This window comes from uncultured Georgenia sp. (assembly GCF_937958535.1).
Lineage (GTDB): Bacteria > Actinomycetota > Actinomycetes > Actinomycetales > Actinomycetaceae > Oceanitalea.
Window position 1 is genome coordinate 18,475 of the sequence record NZ_CALGNQ010000089.1, and the last position, 18,260, is coordinate 36,734.

Annotated in this window: 21 protein-coding genes and 2 pseudogenes; 5 read left to right on the forward strand and 18 right to left on the reverse strand. The window is 74.3% G+C overall.

Features of this window, described 5'->3' with window-relative positions; translation table 11 throughout:
- Positions 1-98: 98 nt before the first annotated feature.
- The 16 genes from Q0195_RS05165 to Q0195_RS05240 form a co-directional block, all read right to left on the reverse strand.
- Positions 99-383 (reverse strand): HU family DNA-binding protein, encoded by a 285-nt coding sequence (locus Q0195_RS05165; protein ID WP_299275489.1) that lies wholly within the window; start codon positions 381-383, stop codon positions 99-101.
- 182 nt (positions 384-565) lie between these two features.
- On the reverse strand, positions 566-1,354 hold the full coding sequence (locus Q0195_RS05170) for an ABC transporter permease (RefSeq protein ID WP_299275491.1): 789 nt from the start codon (positions 1,352-1,354) through the stop codon (positions 566-568).
- Positions 1,351-2,262, reverse strand: a complete 912-nt coding sequence (locus Q0195_RS05175) for an ABC transporter ATP-binding protein (protein WP_299275494.1) — start codon at positions 2,260-2,262, stop codon at positions 1,351-1,353. Before Q0195_RS05175 ends, Q0195_RS05170 begins: the two co-directional genes overlap by 4 nt.
- Positions 2,262-2,567, reverse strand: coding sequence for a transcriptional regulator (locus Q0195_RS05180; protein WP_299275497.1), 306 nt, complete (start codon positions 2,565-2,567; stop codon positions 2,262-2,264). Before Q0195_RS05180 ends, Q0195_RS05175 begins: the two co-directional genes overlap by 1 nt.
- Complete coding sequence (locus Q0195_RS05185) at positions 2,564-3,214, reverse strand: hypothetical protein (protein WP_299275500.1); 651 nt, start codon at positions 3,212-3,214, stop codon at positions 2,564-2,566. Before Q0195_RS05185 ends, Q0195_RS05180 begins: the two co-directional genes overlap by 4 nt.
- A gap of 221 nt (positions 3,215-3,435) precedes the next feature.
- Positions 3,436-3,663, reverse strand: a complete 228-nt coding sequence (locus Q0195_RS05190; protein WP_299275537.1) for a hypothetical protein — start codon at positions 3,661-3,663, stop codon at positions 3,436-3,438.
- A gap of 96 nt (positions 3,664-3,759) precedes the next feature.
- Entirely contained in the window at positions 3,760-4,782 is a 1,023-nt protein-coding gene (locus tag Q0195_RS05195; protein WP_299275502.1) for a putative FMN-dependent luciferase-like monooxygenase, read from the reverse strand.
- The gene (locus tag Q0195_RS05200; protein ID WP_299275504.1) at positions 4,779-5,387 is read right to left on the reverse strand and encodes an alkylhydroperoxidase domain protein; all 609 of its coding nucleotides are present in this window, start codon (positions 5,385-5,387) and stop codon (positions 4,779-4,781) included. The genes Q0195_RS05195 and Q0195_RS05200 overlap by 4 nt, the downstream gene beginning before the upstream one ends.
- The gene (locus tag Q0195_RS05205; protein WP_299275507.1) at positions 5,384-6,025 is read right to left on the reverse strand and encodes a CMD domain protein; all 642 of its coding nucleotides are present in this window, start codon (positions 6,023-6,025) and stop codon (positions 5,384-5,386) included. Before Q0195_RS05205 ends, Q0195_RS05200 begins: the two co-directional genes overlap by 4 nt.
- A gap of 9 nt (positions 6,026-6,034) precedes the next feature.
- Positions 6,035-7,654: an ABC transporter ATP-binding protein gene (locus tag Q0195_RS05210; RefSeq protein ID WP_299275510.1), complete on the reverse strand. Its 1,620-nt coding sequence runs from the start codon at positions 7,652-7,654 to the stop codon at positions 6,035-6,037.
- Complete coding sequence (locus Q0195_RS05215) at positions 7,651-8,454, reverse strand: ABC transporter permease (protein ID WP_299275538.1); 804 nt, start codon at positions 8,452-8,454, stop codon at positions 7,651-7,653. Before Q0195_RS05215 ends, Q0195_RS05210 begins: the two co-directional genes overlap by 4 nt.
- Before the next feature lie 71 nt (positions 8,455-8,525).
- Positions 8,526-9,542, reverse strand: coding sequence for an ABC transporter permease (locus Q0195_RS05220; protein ID WP_299275512.1), 1,017 nt, complete (start codon positions 9,540-9,542; stop codon positions 8,526-8,528).
- A gap of 3 nt (positions 9,543-9,545) precedes the next feature.
- Positions 9,546-11,192, reverse strand: a complete 1,647-nt coding sequence (locus Q0195_RS05225; protein WP_299275514.1) for a TIGR04028 family ABC transporter substrate-binding protein — start codon at positions 11,190-11,192, stop codon at positions 9,546-9,548.
- A gap of 191 nt (positions 11,193-11,383) precedes the next feature.
- Positions 11,384-12,289 carry a CAP domain-containing protein gene (locus Q0195_RS05230; protein WP_299275517.1) on the reverse strand — a complete coding sequence of 302 codons (906 nt, stop codon included), beginning with the start codon at positions 12,287-12,289 and terminating at the stop codon, positions 11,384-11,386.
- Between the two features lie 200 nt (positions 12,290-12,489).
- A complete protein-coding gene (locus Q0195_RS05235; protein ID WP_299275520.1) occupies positions 12,490-13,152 on the reverse strand; it encodes a response regulator transcription factor in 663 nt (220 codons plus the stop codon).
- A 25-nt stretch (positions 13,153-13,177) separates the two neighbouring features.
- Entirely contained in the window at positions 13,178-14,419 is a 1,242-nt protein-coding gene (locus Q0195_RS05240) for a histidine kinase (protein ID WP_299275522.1), read from the reverse strand.
- A gap of 166 nt (positions 14,420-14,585) precedes the next feature.
- On the opposite strand from Q0195_RS05240, the gene Q0195_RS05245 reads away from it, so the two are divergent.
- The 4 genes and pseudogenes from Q0195_RS05245 to Q0195_RS05260 all read left to right on the forward strand — a co-directional run bounded on the left by Q0195_RS05245 (position 14,586) and on the right by Q0195_RS05260 (position 16,272).
- Positions 14,586-15,362: a DUF4352 domain-containing protein gene (locus Q0195_RS05245; protein WP_299275524.1), complete on the forward strand. Its 777-nt coding sequence runs from the start codon at positions 14,586-14,588 to the stop codon at positions 15,360-15,362.
- Positions 15,363-15,486: 124 nt separating this feature from the next.
- Positions 15,487-15,699, forward strand: a pseudogene (locus Q0195_RS05250) (DUF1206 domain-containing protein); the annotation flags it as partial.
- A gap of 106 nt (positions 15,700-15,805) precedes the next feature.
- Positions 15,806-15,934, forward strand: a pseudogene (locus tag Q0195_RS05255) (DUF1206 domain-containing protein); the annotation flags it as partial.
- 107 nt (positions 15,935-16,041) lie between these two features.
- Complete coding sequence (locus tag Q0195_RS05260) at positions 16,042-16,272, forward strand: DUF1206 domain-containing protein (RefSeq protein ID WP_299275541.1); 231 nt, start codon at positions 16,042-16,044, stop codon at positions 16,270-16,272.
- Here the strand turns inward: Q0195_RS05260 and Q0195_RS05265 are convergent.
- Both Q0195_RS05265 and Q0195_RS05270 read right to left on the reverse strand, forming a co-directional pair.
- A complete protein-coding gene (locus tag Q0195_RS05265) occupies positions 16,257-16,679 on the reverse strand; it encodes a pilus assembly protein CpaE (protein WP_299275527.1) in 423 nt (140 codons plus the stop codon). The two genes, Q0195_RS05260 and Q0195_RS05265, sit on opposite strands and share 16 nt — an antisense overlap.
- A gap of 106 nt (positions 16,680-16,785) precedes the next feature.
- On the reverse strand, positions 16,786-17,619 hold the full coding sequence (locus Q0195_RS05270) for a DUF72 domain-containing protein (protein ID WP_299275530.1): 834 nt from the start codon (positions 17,617-17,619) through the stop codon (positions 16,786-16,788).
- A 61-nt stretch (positions 17,620-17,680) separates the two neighbouring features.
- Here Q0195_RS05270 and Q0195_RS05275 point away from each other — a divergent pair, with 61 nt between their 5' ends.
- Positions 17,681-18,241 (forward strand): GNAT family N-acetyltransferase, encoded by a 561-nt coding sequence (locus tag Q0195_RS05275; protein WP_299275532.1) that lies wholly within the window; start codon positions 17,681-17,683, stop codon positions 18,239-18,241.
- The last annotated feature ends 19 nt before the right edge of the window (positions 18,242-18,260 follow it).

Consider the following 18,260-nt stretch of genomic DNA (forward strand, 5'->3'; position numbering starts at 1 on the left):
TGAGCAGGCGGGCCCGTGACCGGGGAACGACCCCCGAGAGGCGCAAAGGCGGGCAGGACCACACGTCCTGCCCGCCTTCGCGGAACGGCGCTAGGCCCTCACTTGTTGGAGACGGCCTTCTTCAGGGCGCTGCCGGCGGAGATCTTCACGCCGTAGCCGGCCGGGATCTGGATCTCCTCACCGGTCTGCGGGTTGCGGCCGGTACGCGCGGCGCGCTCGACGCGCTCGACGGACAGCAGGCCCGTGATCTTGACAGCCTCGCCCTTGCTGACGGACTCGACAAGCACGTCCTGCAGCGCCGACAGAGCGGCGTCGGCCTGGGACTTGGTGAGCGAGGAGCGCTCGGCCACAGCGGCGACGAGCTCGGTGCGGTTGACGGACATGGAATCCCTCTCTCAGTCGGCGTGCGCACCCTTGTGGGTACGACGGGGCCGACATTACGGCGTCAAACCGCCGATTGTCGCCCTCACGCGCCGATTTCTGCGGCGTGTTGGGGTGATTCGGGCCCGCTGGGGCGGGTGGGAAGGGTGTCAACGGTGCCGCGGGCGCCCTGCCCGCGCCGGTGTCAGCGGAAGCGGCGGCCCTCGTCGTGCCGGTGGGCGAGCCCCGCCAGGACGGTGCACAGCAGGGCCCAGCCGAGGAGCACCGGTAGGGCGAGCGGGTAGCTCTGCACGCCGGTGACGGTCTCGACGACGACGTCCCGTCCGGCGCGGCTGGGCAGCCACTGCGAGAGCGACTCCAGCCAGCCGGGGAAGAGCTGCGGCGGGAGGAACAGGCCGCCGGCGAAGGCAAGCGGGAAGAGCAGCAGCTGGACGACGGCGATCGCCGCCTTGTTGCTCAGCCGGTAGCCGACGGCCAGGCCCAGCATGAGGAAGGGCAGCGCGGCGGCGAGGACGACGAGCACCCCGAGGCCGAGCGTCCCCGCGTCGACCGTCGCCGCGGTGAGCAGTGCGCCGAGGAGGAGCAGCGGCACGAGGCTGGCCAGCGCGAAGAGCAGGCCGGTGAGCACACGGGCCAGGAGCCGGGGCGCCACCCCGGCCGGCAGGGTGCGCAGGTACCCGTCGAAGGGCAGGGCCCGGTCCTCGGCGACGCCCGCGCCGAAGGTGAACAGGAAGGTCGACATCACCGCGAAGAGGGCGAGCTGGGCGACGGCGGACGTCGCTGCCACCGGGTCGTCGGCCACCTGCGCGTTCGGGACGACGAAGAAGACGAGCGCCAGTCCGGGGAAGATCAGGTTGCCGATGACGGCGATCGGGATGCGGACCGTCTCGAGGATCCCGACGCGGGTGTGGAGCAGGACGAGCCGGCCGAAGCCGGGGGCGCGCAGCGGCTGCGGTGCGGTGGGAGCGGTCATGCTGTCACCTCTTCACGGTCGGCGGCCGGTGCGGCGGCGGTGAGGGTGAGGAAGGCCTCCTCGAGGGACACGCCGCCGACCTCGAGGCCGCGGAAGGGGATGTCGGAGCGGACGAGCTCACGCACGAGCACGTCGGAGTCGGTGGTGAGGAGGCGGTGGGTCTCGCCGTCGGCCGCGACCTGCGTGACCCCGGGCAGGGCGGCGAGCCGGTCGGGTGGAGCCGGGCTGCGCAGGGCCACGCGCCGGAGGCTGACCTGGGCGAGCACGTCGCCCAGGCTGCCGTCGGCGAGCACCCGTCCGGCGCCGATGACGACGACGCGGTGGGCGAGCGCCTCGACCTCCTCCAGGTAGTGGCTGGTGAGGACGATCGTGTTGCCGTCGGCGTGGTAGTCGCGCAGCGCCTGCCACAGCGTGCGCCGGGCCTCGACGTCCAGGCCGGTGGTGGGCTCGTCGAGGAGCACCAGCCGCGGGCGACCGACGAGGGAGAGCGCCACGGCCAGGCGCCGTCGCTGCCCGCCGGACAGGCCGCCGGTCTGGCGGTCGGTCAGCCCGGTGAGGTCGAAGCGGGCCAGCACCTCGGCGCGGCTCATCGGGTCCGGGTAGTGACCGGCGACGAAGTCGACCACCTCCCCCACCCGCAGGGTCGGTGGGAGGCCGGTCTCCTGCGGGGTGGTGCCCAGGGCGAGGCGGGCGGCGGGGGTGCGCGGGTCCTGGCCGAAGATGCGGACGGTTCCGGAGTCGGGGCGCCGCCGGCCGTCGACGAGGGAGAGCAGGGTGGTCTTGCCGGCACCGTTGGGGCCGAGCAGCCCGACGAGCTCCCCCGCCCCGACCTCGAGGCTGACGTCGTCGAGCGCGACGACGGTGCCGAAGGTGCGGCGGACGTTGGTCAGGGTGACGATCGGGTCCATCAGGTGCTCTTCCCTCTCAGCAGGGCTTCCAGCGACTCGGTGTAGGTCTCGAAGGCACGGCGGCCCTGCTTGCTCAGGGCCACGTAGGTCACGGGGCTGCGCCCCTCGAATGTCTTCTTCACGGCGACGTACCGGGCGTCCTCGAGCTTGCGCAGGTGGGTGGACAGGTTCCCGGCGGTCATGTCGAGGAGCTGCTGCAGCTTGGTGAAGGTGAGGTGGTCCCCCTCGGGCAGCGCCGCCAGCGTGGCCATGACGCGCAGCCGGGACTGGGCGTGGATGACCGGGTCGAGCTCGACGTCGCTCATGCCGACCGCCGTCGCGCGAGGTCCACGAGCACCGCGACGAGGAACCCGCCACCGCCGGCGAGCGCCATGACGAGGTAGGCCGCGGGTGTCCCGAGCAGCGCCGCGGCGCCGGCGACGAGGGCCACCCAGGCGCCCAGCCCGAACATCGGCCACTCACGCCACAGCGCCCCTCCGGCCATGTAGAGCAGGCCGACGATGATGCAGCTGACCCCGTTGGTGAGCACCGCCATGACCGCGTCCCCGGCGCCGGCGCGCACCGCACCGGCGAAGAGGAGGCCGGCCGCGAGGAAGGCGACGAACCACGTGATGCCGTACATCGCCCCGACGGTGGCGGAGTCGCCGCGGATGCCCGCAGCGCGGCGGGTGGTGTGCACAGCCGTGATGACGACGGCGACGACGAGGAGCGCGGAGAAGACGCCGAACGCCCAGTCCGCCGGGACGGGGCCGTCGGCGGTGAGGAAGAGGGTGAGGTAGCCGGCGAGCCAGGCCACGCCCCAGGCCGAGCCGATGAGGGCGAAGCTGGGCGCGGTGCGGCGGCGGGTGCGCTCGCGCTCGGCGGCGATCAGGGCGAGCAGCGCCGCCGGGTCGTCCGGGAGGTCGCCCTCCGGGACGTCGTGCGGGTCCTTGCTCACGTCCATGACGGTCACCGTCACTCCTTGGCAGATGACTTTGTGCTGCAAAGTAGTCTGCCGTGCGGGCGCGCAGGACGCAACCCGCACCGGCGACGTCGGGTCGCCGGGACGGGACCGATGGGACGAGCCGCACGAGCGGCGGAGCCCGGCGGTCGGTCACGCGCCGAGGACGGCCCGGCCCAGCGGAGGCACGCCGGCGGACGGTGCCGGACCCCGGCGCCCCACCAGGCCGGGTGTCAGCGGTCCCGGCGGGCCTCGCGCCGGGAGCCGCCGTACTTCTTGTGCACGGCCTGCTTGGAGACACCGAGCAGGAAGGCGATCTCCGCCCAGGTCAGCCCCTCACGGCGGGCACGGCGCACGAGCACGGCCTCGCGCCGGTCGGCCTCCCGCCGGAGTTTGACGAGGGCGGCGAGGGCGGCGAAGAGGTCGCCGTCGTCGTCGATGGCATGGGCGAGCGCACTCATGGAGACCTCCTCGGACCCGGTCATGCCGTCAACCTACGTTGACCGCCCGACCCCTGTCAACCGTGGTTGACAGGGGTCGGCGCCTGCCCGCCGGCCTCACCGCGCGTCGACCAGCGCACCAGCCGGGGACCACCCGAGGGCGGGGGCCACCTCCTCGGCGACGAGCACGATGGAGCGGAGCACCTCCGGGTGGGGTGGGTCGACGGAGTGCACCTGGAACGACAGGTGGGTGGCCCGGGCCAGCGCGGTGTCGGCGGCGAGGCTCTCCCGCACGGTGTCGGGGTCGCCCACGTGGGTGTCGGTGGCCGCGACGAGCTCCCGGGCGGACATCCCGGTGGCGTCGCGGCCGGTCGTCGCCGCGACGAGCGGGGCGACCTGCCGCAGCCCTGCCTCCGCCCGTGCGAGGGCGTGGGTGTCGTCGTCGGCCACGAACACCGAGCGGGCCACGCTGACCCGCGGCGCCACCCCGCTGGGCAGGTGCTCGAGGTAGGCGTCGATGAGCCGCTCCTGCAGCGTGTCGAGCCGGAGGTCGCGCTCGCCCGCGGGCCGCGGCTGGGTCCGGGAGAGCATGAGGCCGTAGCCCCGGCGTCCGGCCTCGACGGCGAGGGGCTCGGTGAAGGTGGCCAGCCACAGCCGCTCGGCGAGCGACTCGGCCGGCGGGTAGAGCACCCGCCCCTCCCCCAGGTCCTCCCCGCGCAGCGCCGCGACGAGCCGGTCGAGCTTGTCGGCGAAGAGTGTGCGCCGCTCGGCGGGGTCGAGGCCGAAGGCGGTGAACGCGGCCGGTGACCCGCCGGAGGCGAGCCCCAGCTCGAGCCGGCCACCGGAGAGGTGGTCGACGACGGCGGCGTCCTCGGCCACGCGCAGCGGGTCCTCCAGGGCGAGGGTCACCACCCCGGTGGTGAGTCGCACCCGGGAGGTCAGCGCCGCGGCGTGGCCGAGCAGGACGAACGGGGAGGGCAGGCCGCCCTCGTCGCCGTCGAGGTGGTGCTGGGCGACGGCGACGGCGTCGTACCCGGCGGCCTCCGCGGCGCGGATCTGCTCCAGGGCGAGGGCGTAACGCTGCGCCGGCGGCCCGTCGTCGAGCACGCGGGTGAAGAAGCCCAGCTGCGTGCCGCTCATGCGCGCCTCCTCGCGGGCACCTCGGGCTCGCCGAGGGAGAGCATGAGCCGGTTGGCCCAGTTGAAGAAGGCGGCGCCGTTGACGACGTCGAGGATCTCGTCGTCGCCCAGTCCGGCCGCGCGCAGCCGCTCGACGTGCTCGACGCGGAACCGGACCGGGGTGGCGGTGAGTGCCGCGGCCGCGGCGACGATGGCGTCCCACCGCTCGTCGAGCTGGGCGTCGGTGCCCTGGTCGAGCAGCCGGTCGACGTCCTCGCCGCGGCCGGAGAGCCGGGCGGCGAGGCGGGCGTGGACGGAGGCGCAGAAGACGCAGCCGTTGACCCGGGACGCCGCGGCGGCGGCGAGCTCGCGCTCGGGCCGGGGCAGCCCGCCGTCCTCGTTGTAGAACACGTCGTTGTCGAGCCGGGTGCGGGCACCGAGCAGCTCCGGGTCGCGGGCGAGCAGCCGGAAGTAGGGGAAGTCGGCGCGCTGCCGCTCCACGAGGCCCGCGTAGTGGCGCTCGGTGAGCTCCTCCGTGGCGAGTGGCTCGAGCCAGGGCACCCAGCCCAGGGGCTCGCGGGTGAAGGCGTCGGGGCGGTGCAGCCCGGGGTGGTGGTGGACGGTCATCGGGGCTCTCCCGGGGTGGTGTGCAGGACGGACAGGCCGGCGGCGGCGCGCAGCTGGAAGGCGAGGTAGGAGACGAGCTGGGACAGCGTGACGACCCCGGTCGCGCTCCAGCCGGCGGCGACGAGCGCCCCCAGCCGCTCGGGGCGGGCATCGCGCGGGTGCAGCACGAGCAGCCGGGCGTGCTCGAGCGCGGCGGCCAGCCGCTCCCCCAGCACGTCGCGCGCCGTGGCGCGGTAGGGCGGTGCCGGGACGCTCTCGGCGGCCAGACCGGGCTCCCGGTAGGTGCCCACGGGCCCAGGGGTGGCGGCGGCGTCGGCCTCGTCCGTGAGCGCCGCGACGAGGGCGTCCGAGCCGCCGGCGGCCCGCAGCTCGCGCTCGTAGTGGGTGACGGCACGCCCGTCGCGGTGCAGCGCCGCGACGAAGACGGCGACGGCGAGCCGCTCGACGGCGCCGACCTCCGCGTCGTCGGCGGGCCGGAAGAGCAGGTCGTAGGCGGCCTGCGCCTCCCTCCGGGCGACGGGGCGCAGGTCGCGCAGCCGGTCGACGGGGCTGTCGGCGGGGATGCCCGCGAGGTCGCGGAGCACGTCGTCGCCGGCGAGACCGGACGGGTCGGTGCGGGTGAGGGCGTCGGTGGTCATGTCGGGCTCCTAGTGGGTGTCGGCGGGGACCGCGAGACGGGGCCGTGGGACGGCCGCGAGCAGCTCGCGGGTGTAGTCGCTGCGGGGGGCGGTGAAGATCTCCGCGGTGGTGCCGCTCTCCACCGCGCGGCCGCGGTGCAGCACCGTCACGGTGTCGGAGACCTGCCGCACGACGGCGAGGTCGTGGGAGATGAACAGGTAGGTCAGGCCGCGCTCACGCTGCAGCTCGGCGAGCAGGTCGAGGATCTGCGCCTGGACGCTGACGTCGAGCGCGGAGACGGGTTCGTCGAGGACGACGACGCTGGGGTCGAGCACCAGCGCCCGGGCGATCGCGACGCGCTGCCGCTGCCCGCCGCTGAGCTCGTGCGGCCGGCGGCGGTGGTACTCCGGGCCGAGGGCGACCCGGTCGAGCAGCGCGGCCGCGCGGTCGGTGCGCTCGCGGCGGCGGCCGAGCCGGAAGTTGCGCAGCGGCTCGGCGACGATGTCGCGCACCGTCATCCGCGGGTTCAGCGAGGCGAACGGGTTCTGGTAGACGAGCTGGACCCGGCGCCGGAACTGGCGGCGCTCCTCCCCGCGCAGCGCGGCGACGTCGGTGCCGTGGAGCAGCGCGGCACCGCTCGTCGCCCGCTCGAAGCCGAGGAGGATGCGCGCCGTCGTCGACTTGCCGGAGCCGGACTCCCCGACGATCGCGTGGGTGGTGCCGGCGGGCACGGTGAAGCTCACGTCCTCCACGGCGCGCACGCTCTGCCCGCTGCGGCGCGTGAACTCCTTCACCAGCCCGCGCACCTCGATGGCCGGGGCCTGGTCGGCCGCGGCCGCCGGGGGTGCCGGCCGGAACGGTGCCGGGTTGAGGGCGGGGGCGTTGCGCACGAGCCGGTGGGTGTAGTCCCCGGCCGGGGCGGTGACCACCCGCCTCACCGGGCCGGCGTCGACCACCCGGCCGTCGCGCATGACGACGATGCGGTCGGCGCGCTCGGCCGCGGCGGCGAGGTCGTGGGTGACGAAGAGGACACCGCTGCCGTCCTCCTCGCGCAGCTCGTCGAGCAGGTCGAGGATGCGGCGCTGGACGGTGACGTCGAGCGCGCTGGTCGGCTCGTCGGCGATGAGGAGTGCGGGGCGCAGCGCGAGGGCGGCGGCGATGAGGACGCGCTGGCGCATGCCGCCGGAGAGCTCGTGCGGGTAGGCGTCGGCGACCCGCGGGTCGGGCAGGCCGACCCGCTCGAGCAGCTCGACGACGCGGTCGCGGAGCACCCGCCGGTCCCGCTCCCCGTGCACGCGGAGGGTCTCGGCGACCTGCCAGCCGACGGTGCGCAGCGGGTCGAGGGAGGTCCCCGGGTCCTGCGGGACCAGCCCGACCACCCGGCCGCGCACGGCCTCCATCCGCTTGCGTGACCAGCCGCTGATGTCGGTGCCCTGGAGCAGCACCCGGCCGCTGCGCACGGTGGCGTTCGGGGCGAGCAGCCCGAGGACGGCGTGCGCCGTCGTCGTCTTGCCCGACCCGGTCTCGCCGACGATCGCGACGACCTCCCCGGGCTCGACGGTGAGGGAGACGCCGGCGACGGCGGTGTGCTCCTCGCCGCGGCGGGTGCGGTAGGCGACCTGGAGGTCCTGGATGTCGAGGAGGGTCATCGCTCCCTCCCCAGCGACCTGCTGAGCCGGTTGGCGGCCAGCACGACGGCGACGATGACGAGCCCGGGCAGGGTGGTGACCCACCAGGCGGCCCCGAGCAGGTCGCGGCCCTGGGCGATGAGCATCCCCCACTCCGGGTCGGGCGGGGTGACGCCGTAGCCGAGGAAGCCCAGCGTCGACAGCGCAAGGATCGCGGCCCCGAACTGGAGGGCGGCGAGCGCGACCACCGGGCGCAGCGAGTTGCGCAGCACGTGGCGCCACAGCACCGCCAGCGGGCGGCCGCCGCTGCCGTAGGCCGCCTCGACGTAGTCGGTCGCGCGCACCTGGACCACCTCCGAGCGCACGAGCCGGGCGAAGCTCGCCACCGCGCCGATGCCGACGGCGAGCGCGGCGTTGACCGTGCCCGGCCCGAGGAGGATGACGACGGTGAGCGCGAGCAGCAGACCCGGGATGGACAGCAGGACGTCGACGAGGCGCATGACGCCGTCCTCGACGAGCCCGCCGACGGAGCCGGCCACCACCCCGAGGAGCGTCCCCGCGCTCAGCCCGACGGTGACGGCGACGAGCGCTCCGGCGAGGGACTCCGAGGCGCCGTACACCACGCGGGAGAAGAGGTCGCGGCCGTTGGTGTCGGTCCCGAACGGGAACTCCGCGCTGGGCGGGTGGAGGCCCCGGGTGACGCTCGTGTAGGCGTCGTGCGGGGCGAAGGCGTCGGGGAAGAACGCCCACAGCAGGACGACGGCGATGACCGCCCAGGCGAGGAGCGGCCCCACGGGCAGGGCGCGCCGCAGCCGGCGCACACGCCCGGTGGTCCTCGGCTCGGCCTCGGCGGGCCGGGTGCTCGGCGGTGCGGGCCGGGTGACGGTGGCGGTCACGGTCGGGCTCCTTCCAGCGGGCGGCCGGCAGCGGCCGGGACGGTGACGGCCGCGGGTGGCGTCGCCGTCGTCCGGGCGGTGCGGGCCTGACGGAGGCGGGGGTCGAGGACCGGGTAGAGCAGGTCGACGACGAGGTTGACGGTGACGAAGACGGCGGCCGCGACGAGGACGATGCCCTGCATGACGGGCAGGTCCTGGGCGGCGACGGCGAGGTTCGTCAGCCGGCCGAGCCCGTCGCGGGCGAAGACCGTCTCGGTCACGACGGAGCCGGAGACGAGCTCGGCGACGAGCAGCCCGCTGATGGTCAGCGTGGGCAGCAGCGAGTTGCGGGCGGTGTGCCGGGTCAGCGTCCACCAGCGCGAGGCCCCCTTCGCCTCCACGACGTGGACGAAGGGGCGGGTGCTCACGTCGTCGAGGGTGCGCAGGAGGATCTGGGCGAGCGGTGCGCTCACCGGGACCGCGAGCGTGAGCACCGGCAGGAGGAGCTGCTGCCAGCCCTCGGCGCCGATGATCGGCACCCAGCCGAGCCGGAAGGAGAACACCTGGAGCAGCACGATGCCGAGCCAGAACGCCGGGACCGACACGAACAGCGACGGCACGGAGACGATGGCGTTGTGCAGCCAGGGCCGGCGCAGGTAGGTGGCGGCCAGGGCGAGGAGGACGGCGATCGCGGCGGCGGCGACGAACGCCAGCCCGGCGAGCTGGAGCGTCGCCGGTAGGGCGGCGCCGATCCGGTCGGCCACCGGGGTGGCCGTCTCGATCGAGTAGCCCAGGTCCCCGCGCAGCGTCCCGGACACGGCGTGGACGTACTGGACGAGCAGCGGGTCGTCCACCCGGTAGTACTCGCGGATCATCGCGACCTGCTCGGCGGACAGGCCGAGCTCGGGGTTCTCGAACTTGATGAGGATGCCGTCCCCGGGCAGGGCGGCGAGGAGCAGGAAGGACAGGGTGTAGGCGGCCCACAGGACGAGGACCGCCTGCCCGACCCTGCCCGCCACGTATCGGGCGGTCATGGGTCAGCCCTCCGCGAGCCAGGTGTCGTACAGGTGGACGCGGCCGACCGGCTCCCAGCCGAAGCCGTGGACGTGGGGCGCCGCGGCGTAGGTCTGGGGCATCTCGTACAGCGGGATGGTCAGTGCGTTGTCGAGGAGGTAGCGCTGCACCTCGGCGGCCTTGGCGTAGCGGTCCTCGGTCTCGGCCAGGCCGGTGATCTCCTCCAGGAGCGCGTCGAGCTCGGCGCCCGCCCCGATGACGTAGTCCCGCTGGCCGCTGTGGAAGGCGCTGTACAGGACGTCGGGGTCGACCCGTCCGACGTGGCTGATGAGCACCCCGACGTCCGCGGCGTCGGCCATGCGCTGCACCTGGGTGGCGGGGTCGGGCAGGTCGATGTGGAGCTTGACCCCGATCTCCTCCCACTGCTGGGCGACGAGCTCGGCCGTCTGCTGGCCGAGCGGGAAGACCGCCGGGACCAGGGTGGTGAGCTCCAGCGGCTGTCCGTCCTTGCTGCGGAAGCCGTCGGGGCCGCGTACCCAGCCGGCCTCGTCGAGCAGCCGGTTGGCCTCCGCGACGTCGGGGGCCAGCTCGTCCGACAGGTCGATGTAGCCGGTGGCGCCCGAGCTCAGCGAGGACGTCGCCACCGGGTAGTTCTCGGTGAAGAGCGTCTCGACGACGGCGGCGGTGTCGGTGGCCTTGAGCAGTGCGCGGCGCACCCGGACGTCGGCGAGCAGCGGGTTCGCCGGGCGCAGCGCGATCTGCGGGTTGACCCCGTTGGTCTGCGCGGCGAAGAGCTGGAACCCGGCGGCCTCGATCGTCGCCTCGTCGTAGGGCTGGACGGAGCGGATGGCGTCGGCCTGCCCCGAGGTGAGAGCGCCGATGCGCACGGAGTCCTCGGGGGTGATGACGATGTGGATCTCGTCGAGGTACGCGCGGCCCTGGTGCTCGAGGTGTGGCGGGGCCCAGTCGTAGTCCTCCCGCACCGTCAGGGTGTACTCCTGCTCCGGGACGACCTCGCTGACCGTGAACGGGCCGGTGCCGACGACGTTCTCCAGCTGGCACTGCTCCTCGTAGGGCAGCTCGTACGTCGCGGGGGCGACGATGGCCGCCCCGACGACGGACGTCGCCTGGAGGAAGCCGGGCACCGGGGCGTCGAAGTGGAAGGCCACCGTGTGCTCGTCGACGACCTCCGAGCCCACGTAGTTGGAGACGAACTCCTGGGCGGGCAGGCCGAGCTCCTCGTCCCCGAGGCCGAAGTGGTCGAAGTTCGCGGCGACGACCTCGGCGGTCAGCGGGGTGCCGTCGGAGAAGGTGACGTCCTCGCGCAGGTGGAAGACGTACTCGGTGGCGTCCTCGGAGATGTCCCAGGACTCGGCGAGCCAGGGGTGGATCTCGCGGGTGTGCGGGTCCTGGTAGGTGAGCTTGTCACCGATCTGGTTGAGGATCGTGGCCACCGGGTAGTAGCCCGAGCCGCCGGCGTAGAAGCACGTCGGGAAGAGCGGCTCGAGGAAGGTGAGCGTGCCGCCGTAGCGGGGCTCGCCCTCGTCGGCCGCTGCCTCGCTCCCGGGGCTGCCGGAGCTGCTGCCGCCGCTGCTACAGGCGGAGAGGACCAGGGTCGTAGCGGCGAGTGCGGCTGCACTCGTCCACGTGCGGCGACGCGATGTCGTCATCGTGGCGGTCCTCTCTGCTCGTGCCTACCCCCGCGTCGGGTGACGCGGGGCCTTGGGCTGCAGAGGTTGCCGCAGGGGGTGCGGACGGCGCAGGTGGGGTCCGAGCGGTGAGTGTTACCCGCCTCACCGGTCCGCTGGGTGAGACGGGGCTTGGAATCGGGCAGATCGGGCGCTAATGGCCCCCGGCCGGGTCACCGGCCGCCGAGGAGCAGGACGGCGTAGGGCCCGCCGGGTCCCATCGAGTAGCCCACACCGACGTGGGTGTACTTGGAGTTGAGCATGTTGGCACGGTGGACGGAGGAGTTCTTCCACCAGTCGACCATCCAGCTCGTCACCGCGCTGGAGGACATCGAGGCGCCGCCGGTGTGCCGGATGATGTTCTCCCCGGCCGCGGACCAGCCGGAGCCGATCTGGGAGCGGTAGTTCGGGTTGTGCTGGAGGGTCTGGTTGGCGGCCATCCACTCGGCCCAGCTCTGGGCGACCTGGTCGAGGGTGCCGTTGCGCTCCAGGGTGTGGAGCCCGTTCTGTGCGCGGTAGTCGTTGACCATGGCGCCGATCGCGCGGCGCTCGCCGCCCGAGCCGGCGCTCACCGTGACCTGGGCGTCGTCCTCGGCGGGCTCACCGGCGTCGTCCTCATCGCCGCTGGTGCGGCTGGGCTGTGTGGTCTGTGCGGCGGCTTCCTGCGCGGCCGCGGCCGCCTCGCGCTCGGCGATCGCCCGCCGCTCGGCGTTCCGGCTGGCCGTCTGGATGTCCCGCACGTGGGTGACGTCCGGCTTGGGCAGCTCGACGTCCACCTCGAGCTCACCGAGCTCGACCTCCTCGTCCTCCGGCACCGTGATGCCCGGGCTGGCGGGGTGGTCGACCTCGAGGCCGAGCGCGGCCAGGCTCGCCGTGTCGGCGGCGGGGGCGTCCTCCTCGACGACGGCGGCCCCGCTGACGCCCGCGACCAGGGCGAGGCCCAGGCCACCGGCGAGGACGGTGCGGTAACGCCGCTGGAGGGCCGGGGCCACCCGGGCCCGGGTGCGGAGCAGGTGCTGGAGGGGTCCGAGGGTCGAGCTGTCCGCGGCGCGGTGACGGAGTCGGCGAGGTGCCGTCACGGTGGGCCTTTCTCACTCCCCGGGGGCTGCCACCCCACCGCCGCTGCGTCGTCGTCCACCGGACGGCGGCGGAAGGGGAACCGTCCGAGGGTCCCGCGCGGAGGGCTCGCGGGACACGGGCGACCTTAACGCCACCCCGCGCCGAATGTCACGTTTTGGTCACGAAAGCGTGTCGAACGCCTCGTTCGGCTCGGACCGTGTCAGCGCAGCAGACCGGCGCGTTCCGCGTAGACGGCGACCTGCACCCGGTTCCGCAGCCCCAGCTTGGTCTGGACGGCAGCGAGGTGTGCCTTGACGGTCGCCGCGGAGACGTAGAGCCGCGCGGCGATCTCGGCGTTGCTCAGCCCGTGGCCCACGGCAGCGGCGACCGCCCGTTCCCGCTCGGTCAGCTCGGCCAGCGCACCAGCCGCCTTCTCCCGGGCCGACCGGTCCTCGCTGCGCCGGTAGTGGTCGAGCAGCTGTCGGGTGCTGCGTGGCGAGAGGACGGCGTCCCCGGCCCGCACGGCCCGGACCGCGCCGATGATCTCCGCGGGCGACGCGGTCTTGAGGAGGAACCCCTCCGCTCCGGCGTCCAGGCTCCGCAGCACCGCGTCGTCGACGTCCCACGTCGTCAGCGCGATGACCTGCGGCGGGTCCGGCAGCGCCCGCACCGCCCGCGTCGCCGCGATGCCGTCCATCCGCGGCATGCGCAGGTCCATGAGGACGACGTCGGGGTGGTGGCGCTGGACTGCCTCGACCACCTCGTCGCCGTCACCGGCCTCCCCGACGACGGCGATCCCCGGGTCACTGCTCAGCAGCAGCCGGAGCCCGGACCGGACGAGCGGGTCGTCGTCGACCAGCAGGATCCGGTGCGTGTCAGACATGCCGCCATGCTAGGTCCGCTCGTGCTCAGCCCGGGCCACCGCGCCACGGGAGCTCGACGGTGACCCGGAAGGTGCGCCCGCCCTCGTCCAGCCCGTACCGCAGCGTGCCGCCGAGCAGCTCCACCCGCTCGGCGATCCCGCGCAGCCCCTGACCGCCCTGACCGGGTGCCGCCGGCGGCCCGTACGGGTTGCGGGCGTCGATGTACATGCCCCTGCTGGGACCGCCGTGGACCTCGAGGCGGATCGGTCGACCCGGTGCGTGCCGGCGGGCGTTGGTGAGCAGCTCCTGGACGATCCGGTACACCGCCCGGGCCAGTGCCGGGTCGGCGTGCTCGGCGCCATCGACGTAGACCGAGGAGCTCACCGGTGCGCCCGTGTCCACGGTCTCCGCGATCATCTCCGGCAGGTCGACCAGCGAGAGGTCCGGCTCGGCAGGTCCCGCCTCGAGCGGGTCGTTGAGCATGTCGAGCAGCGAGCGCAGGTCCTCCATCGCCCGGGCGGCGCTCTCCCGGACGAGACGTGCGCTCTCCCCGAGTGGACCGTCGGGCGGTGCGTGGGACTCCAGCGCCCCGGCGTGCAGGTTGAGCAGCGACAGCCGGTGCCCGAGGACGTCGTGCACCTCGCGGCCGATCCGTTCCCGCTCGAGCTGTCGTGCCAGCCGGTCGCCGAGCTGGTCGCTGGCGTGCTGGGCCGCGCTGACCTGCTGCGCGGAGACCGCCGCCTCCCGGCGGGCCCGGACGACGAGCCCCGACCCCACGGCGATCACCATCCCCAGGACGACGAAGAGCGGCGCCACCCACCAGCCGAGCTCGACCTCGGCCCCCTGGGCTGCGTCCGCGGGGGCGAACAGCAGCTTGACCAGCGAGGTGGACGACGTGGAGCCCCGGGTGTCCCGGACCACGGTGACCGCCGTGGCAACGGCAGCGGCCGCGGCCGTCCACCACACGTAGGTGCCGCGCCGGCGCCCCACGAGCGACCCCAGAGCGACGAGCGCGGTCCAGGTCCCCAGCGGGAACACCAGCGCCACGGCGGAGGCGACGAGCGTCACCGTGTACGGGGCGCGGTGCCGCCACAGCAGCAGGAGGGGAAGGGTGAGGGCGAGGAGGGAGCCGAGCCCGAGGAGCAGGACCTGCCAGCCGACGTCGGTGCGATGGCCGGCCTCGGAGTAGGCGAGGCTCGTCAACGAGGCGCCCGCGCACAGGGTCCCCCAGAGCACCGTCCGCCACCACGGGGCGCTGCGCGCCGAGATGACCGTGCTCCGCTCCATGGCCACACCGTAGGCGGCGGCCCCGACACCACGGCACCGCCGATCGGCCAGGACTCCGCCGTCGCAGCGTGGCCGAACGGTCACCGGGATCTGAGCGATCGGCCGATGCCCGGGCAGCGGCGCACCGAGTTCGCTGGGGACGTACCGACGAACCAGGAGGACGACAATGACCGACCAGCACACGTTCACCCCGCAGGGGCCCGGCGCGTACAGCTCCGCCGGAGCCCCGCACGCCCCTGCCCCGCCGCCCGGCGCCCCGCACGCCCCGACCCCACCACCTGCCGGCCCGCACGCCCCGGCCCCGAAGAAGCGCAGCTGGTTCGCGCGGCACAAGATCCTCACCGCACTGCTCGCCGTCGTGGCCCTCGTCATCGCGGTGAACCTCGGAGGTGGCGGCGACGACGAGGAGACGTCCACGCCCGGCGGCAGCGTCGACGCCCAGCCCCCCGTCGCGGCGGACGACGCGGCGCCCGCCGCGGAGGAGGCCGAGCCCGCTGCCGAGGACGCCGAGCCGGCCGCCGAGGAGCCCGATCCGGCGGCGGACCTGCCGGGCATCGGCGAGCCGGTCCGCGACGGCATGTTCGAGTTTACCGTGACGCAGGTCGAGACCGGTGTCACGGAGGTCGGTGACGAGTTCCTGAACGAGCAGGCGCAGGGCCAGTACGTCCTCGTCCACATCACGGTGACGAACATCGGTGACCGGGCGCAGTCGCTCTTCGGCGACAACCAGACGCTGGTCGACACCGAGGGTCGGGAGCACTCGGCCGACAGCACCGCTGCGCTCTACCTCGACAGCGCGGACACGTTCTTCAGCGAGATCAACCCGGGCAACTCCGTCGGGGGCGTCGTCGTCTTCGACATCCCGGCGGACGCCGTCCCGGCCGCCATCGAGCTGCACGACTCGATGTTCTCCGGCGGCGTGACCGTCTCGCTCCAGCAGTGAGACGAGAGACGGTCCCGCGGTGGCGGTGACGCAGACCGGTGGCCCGGCGCGGGCGGTGCGCCGGGCCGCCCTGCTGCCCGTACACGGCTCGCGGCCCCCGCACATCGGTGCCAGGGTCGGCCCCATGGACTCCTCCCTCCGGGGCGCCGCCGCCCGCGCCGAGGACCATCCCGTCCTCACCATCGGGGCGCGTCTGGGCTATGCCGCGAGCGGTGTCCTGCACCTCGTCCTCGGGTGGATCACCGTCGGCCTCGCGTGGGGGACGTCGTCGGGGTCCGCCGACCAGACGGGCGCCCTCGAGCAGCTCGGCTCCTCGCCGCTCGGCTCGGTGCTGCTGTGGGTGGGTGGTGGTGGCGGGGTTCGCCCTGCTCGGGCTGTGGCAGCTCGCGACGGCGGTCACCGTGCACGGTGCGGCGGACCGGCTGAAGAGTGTCGGCAAGGGGGTGGGATACCTGGCGCTGGCCGGCGTCGCGGCGCGGGTCGCGCTGAACGCGGGTGGCGGCGGGGAGGAGCAGACGCAGAGCCTCACGGCCACCGCGATGCAGCACCCTCTCGGTATCGTCGCGGTGGTCGTCGTCGGTGGCGGCGTCCTGTGCATCGGGGTGTACCACGTCGTCAAGGGCTGGTTCCGCCGCTTCCTCGACGACCTGCGGGCCCAGCCGCCGCGCGCGCCGTCGTCGTGCTCGCCCGGGCGGGGTACGTGGCCAAGGGGGTCGCCCTGGGCGTGGTCGGTGTGCTGTTCATGGTCGCGGCGGCGACGAACGACCCGGAGGAGGCCGGCGGGCTCGACGCAGCGCTGCGGTCACTCCTCGAGCTGCCCGCGGGCACGGCCCTCCTCACCGCGGTCGGGCTCGGGATCACGGCCTACGGCGTCTACTCCCTCGCCCGCGCCCGTTACGCCCGCGTGTGACCGACGGCGTGGCGTACGAGGGCAAGCAGCGCCTCGGCATAGGCGTTCTCGACCTCGGCGGCCCGGTAGGTCCGCTCCTCCCCGCCCGGTCCGGTGGCCGTGACGACGTACTGGCCGTCCACACGCTCCAGCGAGCGGAAGGTGCCGCCGAGGAGCGTGCGCAGCTGGTCCTCCCGGGGCAGCCACAGCGCGTCGTCCTTCGAGACGTTGTCCAGCGCCCACTCCGTGGTGCCGTTGAAGTTGAGCACCGTCCCCGTCGGGTAGGTGCGGGCCTCGATGACCATGTGGGACAGGATGAAGACGTCCTCCGACAGCGCCTCGGCCTTGATCCGGAAGCGGTCGCCGGGAGCGGGGTCCCACCGCAGGCCGGCCTCCTCGAGCTCGCGGGCGAGTCGGTCGCTGATCATGGCCCCATCCTCCTGCCGGTCGGCGGTCGTGCGCCATCGGGCGCCGTGGGCGGTGCTCGGCGCATGCCACCGTCGACGGTGCCACTCCGCCGCGGCCGTGGGCACCTCACCCCGGTCGGAGGGCGAGGTCGGCCAGCTGTTCGGTGAGCGCGAGCGCGTCGAACGGCGCCCGTACCTTGACGTCGTTGTCGAAGTAGACCACGACGTCGTGCCCGGCAGCGTGCCAGCGCCGCACCTCGGCGGCCCACCCGCGCAGCGCGGCGGTGTCGTAGCCGCTGACGTAGAGCTCGGCCGCGCCGTGTAGGCGGACGTAGACGAGACGCGCGGTCGGCTCCTCGAACAGCGGCCACATCTCCCCGCCGTCGGAGACGACGAGGGCGACGTCGTGCTCGCGCAGGAGGTCGCGGAACGCCGGGTCGGCGAAGCTCGGGTGGCGCACCTCCAGCGCGTGCCGCAGCGGGCGGTCGGCGTCGGTCGTGGTCCATGCCCGCCCGGCGAGGCGCTCGTCGTGGCCGGCGGCGAGCCCGGCCGCGGCGGTGGTCGTCGTCGGGAGCAGCGCGAGGAACGCGGCGATGCGGTCGAGGTCGAGCCGCTGTCGTGCGGGCAGCTGCCACAGCAGCGGACCCAGCCGGTCACCCAGGGCGAGCACACCGGAGGCGAGGAAGTTGGCGAGCGGGGTGGTGACGTCGCGCAGCTGCTTGACGTGGGTGATGAAGCGTCCGCCCTTGACCGCGAACGTGAACCCGGGCGGGACACTGTCCCGCCAACGGACGTAGGACTCGGGCCGCTGCAAGGAGTAGAAGGAGCCGTTGAGCTCGACGGTGGGGAAGGTCGCACCGATGTGCTCGAGCTCCCGGCGCTGCGGCAGCCCGGGCGGGTAGAAGCGCCCGCGCCACGGGGCATACCGCCAGCCCGACACCCCGATGCGCACCTCGCCCATGCGGCGGAGTGTAGGAACCCCCGGCCCGGCGCGCCGCACGGGCCGGCGCCATACTGGGCCGATGCCACCCCACCCCCCGCTCCCGGCGTGGCCCGCGGTGCCGCCGGCGCACGGCCGCGTCCTGCTCCGGGAGGTACGGGAGTCGGACGTCCCGCTGGCCCGCGAGCTGGCGACCGACCCCTACGTCCCGCTGACCGGGACGCTGCCCGCGCACGCGACCGACGCGCAGGCACTCGCCTGGGTGCACCGGCAGCGCGGCCGGCACCGGGAGGGCGCCGGGTTCTCCTTCACCATCGTCGACGCGGCGACCGAGACCCCGGTCGGGCACTGCGGCCTGTGGCTACGGCAGCTCGCCGACGGCCGGGGCAGCGCGGGGTACGCGGTCGCGCCCTCGGCGCGCGGCCGGGGCTACGCGGCCGAGGCGCTGCGGGCACTGACCGCCTTCGGCTGGACCATTCCCGGCCTGGAGCGGGTGCTGCTGTACATCGAGCCGTGGAACGTCGCCTCGGTCCGGACGGCGGAGCGCGCCGGGTACACCCGCGTCGGCCTGCTCCGCCATCACGAGGTGTCCGACGGCGTGCGCCGCAACGTCGTCATCCACGTCGCCCACCGCGGCCGGTAGCGGGGCTCGTCCACGTCCC

Coding starts and splice junctions, on each gene's coding strand:
- Q0195_RS05165 (WP_299275489.1), bottom strand. CDS start 383: ATGTCCGTCAACCGCACCGAGCTCGTCGCCGCTGTGGCCGAGCGCTCC.
- Q0195_RS05170 (WP_299275491.1), bottom strand. CDS start 1,354: ATGACCGCTCCCACCGCACCGCAGCCGCTGCGCGCCCCCGGCTTCGGC.
- Q0195_RS05175 (WP_299275494.1), bottom strand. CDS start 2,262: ATGGACCCGATCGTCACCCTGACCAACGTCCGCCGCACCTTCGGCACC.
- Q0195_RS05180 (WP_299275497.1), bottom strand. CDS start 2,567: ATGAGCGACGTCGAGCTCGACCCGGTCATCCACGCCCAGTCCCGGCTG.
- Q0195_RS05190 (WP_299275537.1), bottom strand. CDS start 3,663: ATGAGTGCGCTCGCCCATGCCATCGACGACGACGGCGACCTCTTCGCC.
- Q0195_RS05195 (WP_299275502.1), bottom strand. CDS start 4,782: ATGAGCGGCACGCAGCTGGGCTTCTTCACCCGCGTGCTCGACGACGGG.
- Q0195_RS05200 (WP_299275504.1), bottom strand. CDS start 5,387: ATGACCGTCCACCACCACCCCGGGCTGCACCGCCCCGACGCCTTCACC.
- Q0195_RS05205 (WP_299275507.1), bottom strand. CDS start 6,025: ATGACCACCGACGCCCTCACCCGCACCGACCCGTCCGGTCTCGCCGGC.
- Q0195_RS05210 (WP_299275510.1), bottom strand. CDS start 7,654: ATGACCCTCCTCGACATCCAGGACCTCCAGGTCGCCTACCGCACCCGC.
- Q0195_RS05220 (WP_299275512.1), bottom strand. CDS start 9,542: ATGACCGCCCGATACGTGGCGGGCAGGGTCGGGCAGGCGGTCCTCGTC.
- Q0195_RS05225 (WP_299275514.1), bottom strand. CDS start 11,192: ATGACGACATCGCGTCGCCGCACGTGGACGAGTGCAGCCGCACTCGCC.
- Q0195_RS05235 (WP_299275520.1), bottom strand. CDS start 13,152: ATGTCTGACACGCACCGGATCCTGCTGGTCGACGACGACCCGCTCGTC.
- Q0195_RS05240 (WP_299275522.1), bottom strand. CDS start 14,419: ATGGAGCGGAGCACGGTCATCTCGGCGCGCAGCGCCCCGTGGTGGCGG.
- Q0195_RS05245 (WP_299275524.1), top strand. CDS start 14,586: ATGACCGACCAGCACACGTTCACCCCGCAGGGGCCCGGCGCGTACAGC.
- Q0195_RS05265 (WP_299275527.1), bottom strand. CDS start 16,679: ATGATCAGCGACCGACTCGCCCGCGAGCTCGAGGAGGCCGGCCTGCGG.
- Q0195_RS05270 (WP_299275530.1), bottom strand. CDS start 17,619: ATGGGCGAGGTGCGCATCGGGGTGTCGGGCTGGCGGTATGCCCCGTGG.
- Q0195_RS05275 (WP_299275532.1), top strand. CDS start 17,681: ATGCCACCCCACCCCCCGCTCCCGGCGTGGCCCGCGGTGCCGCCGGCG.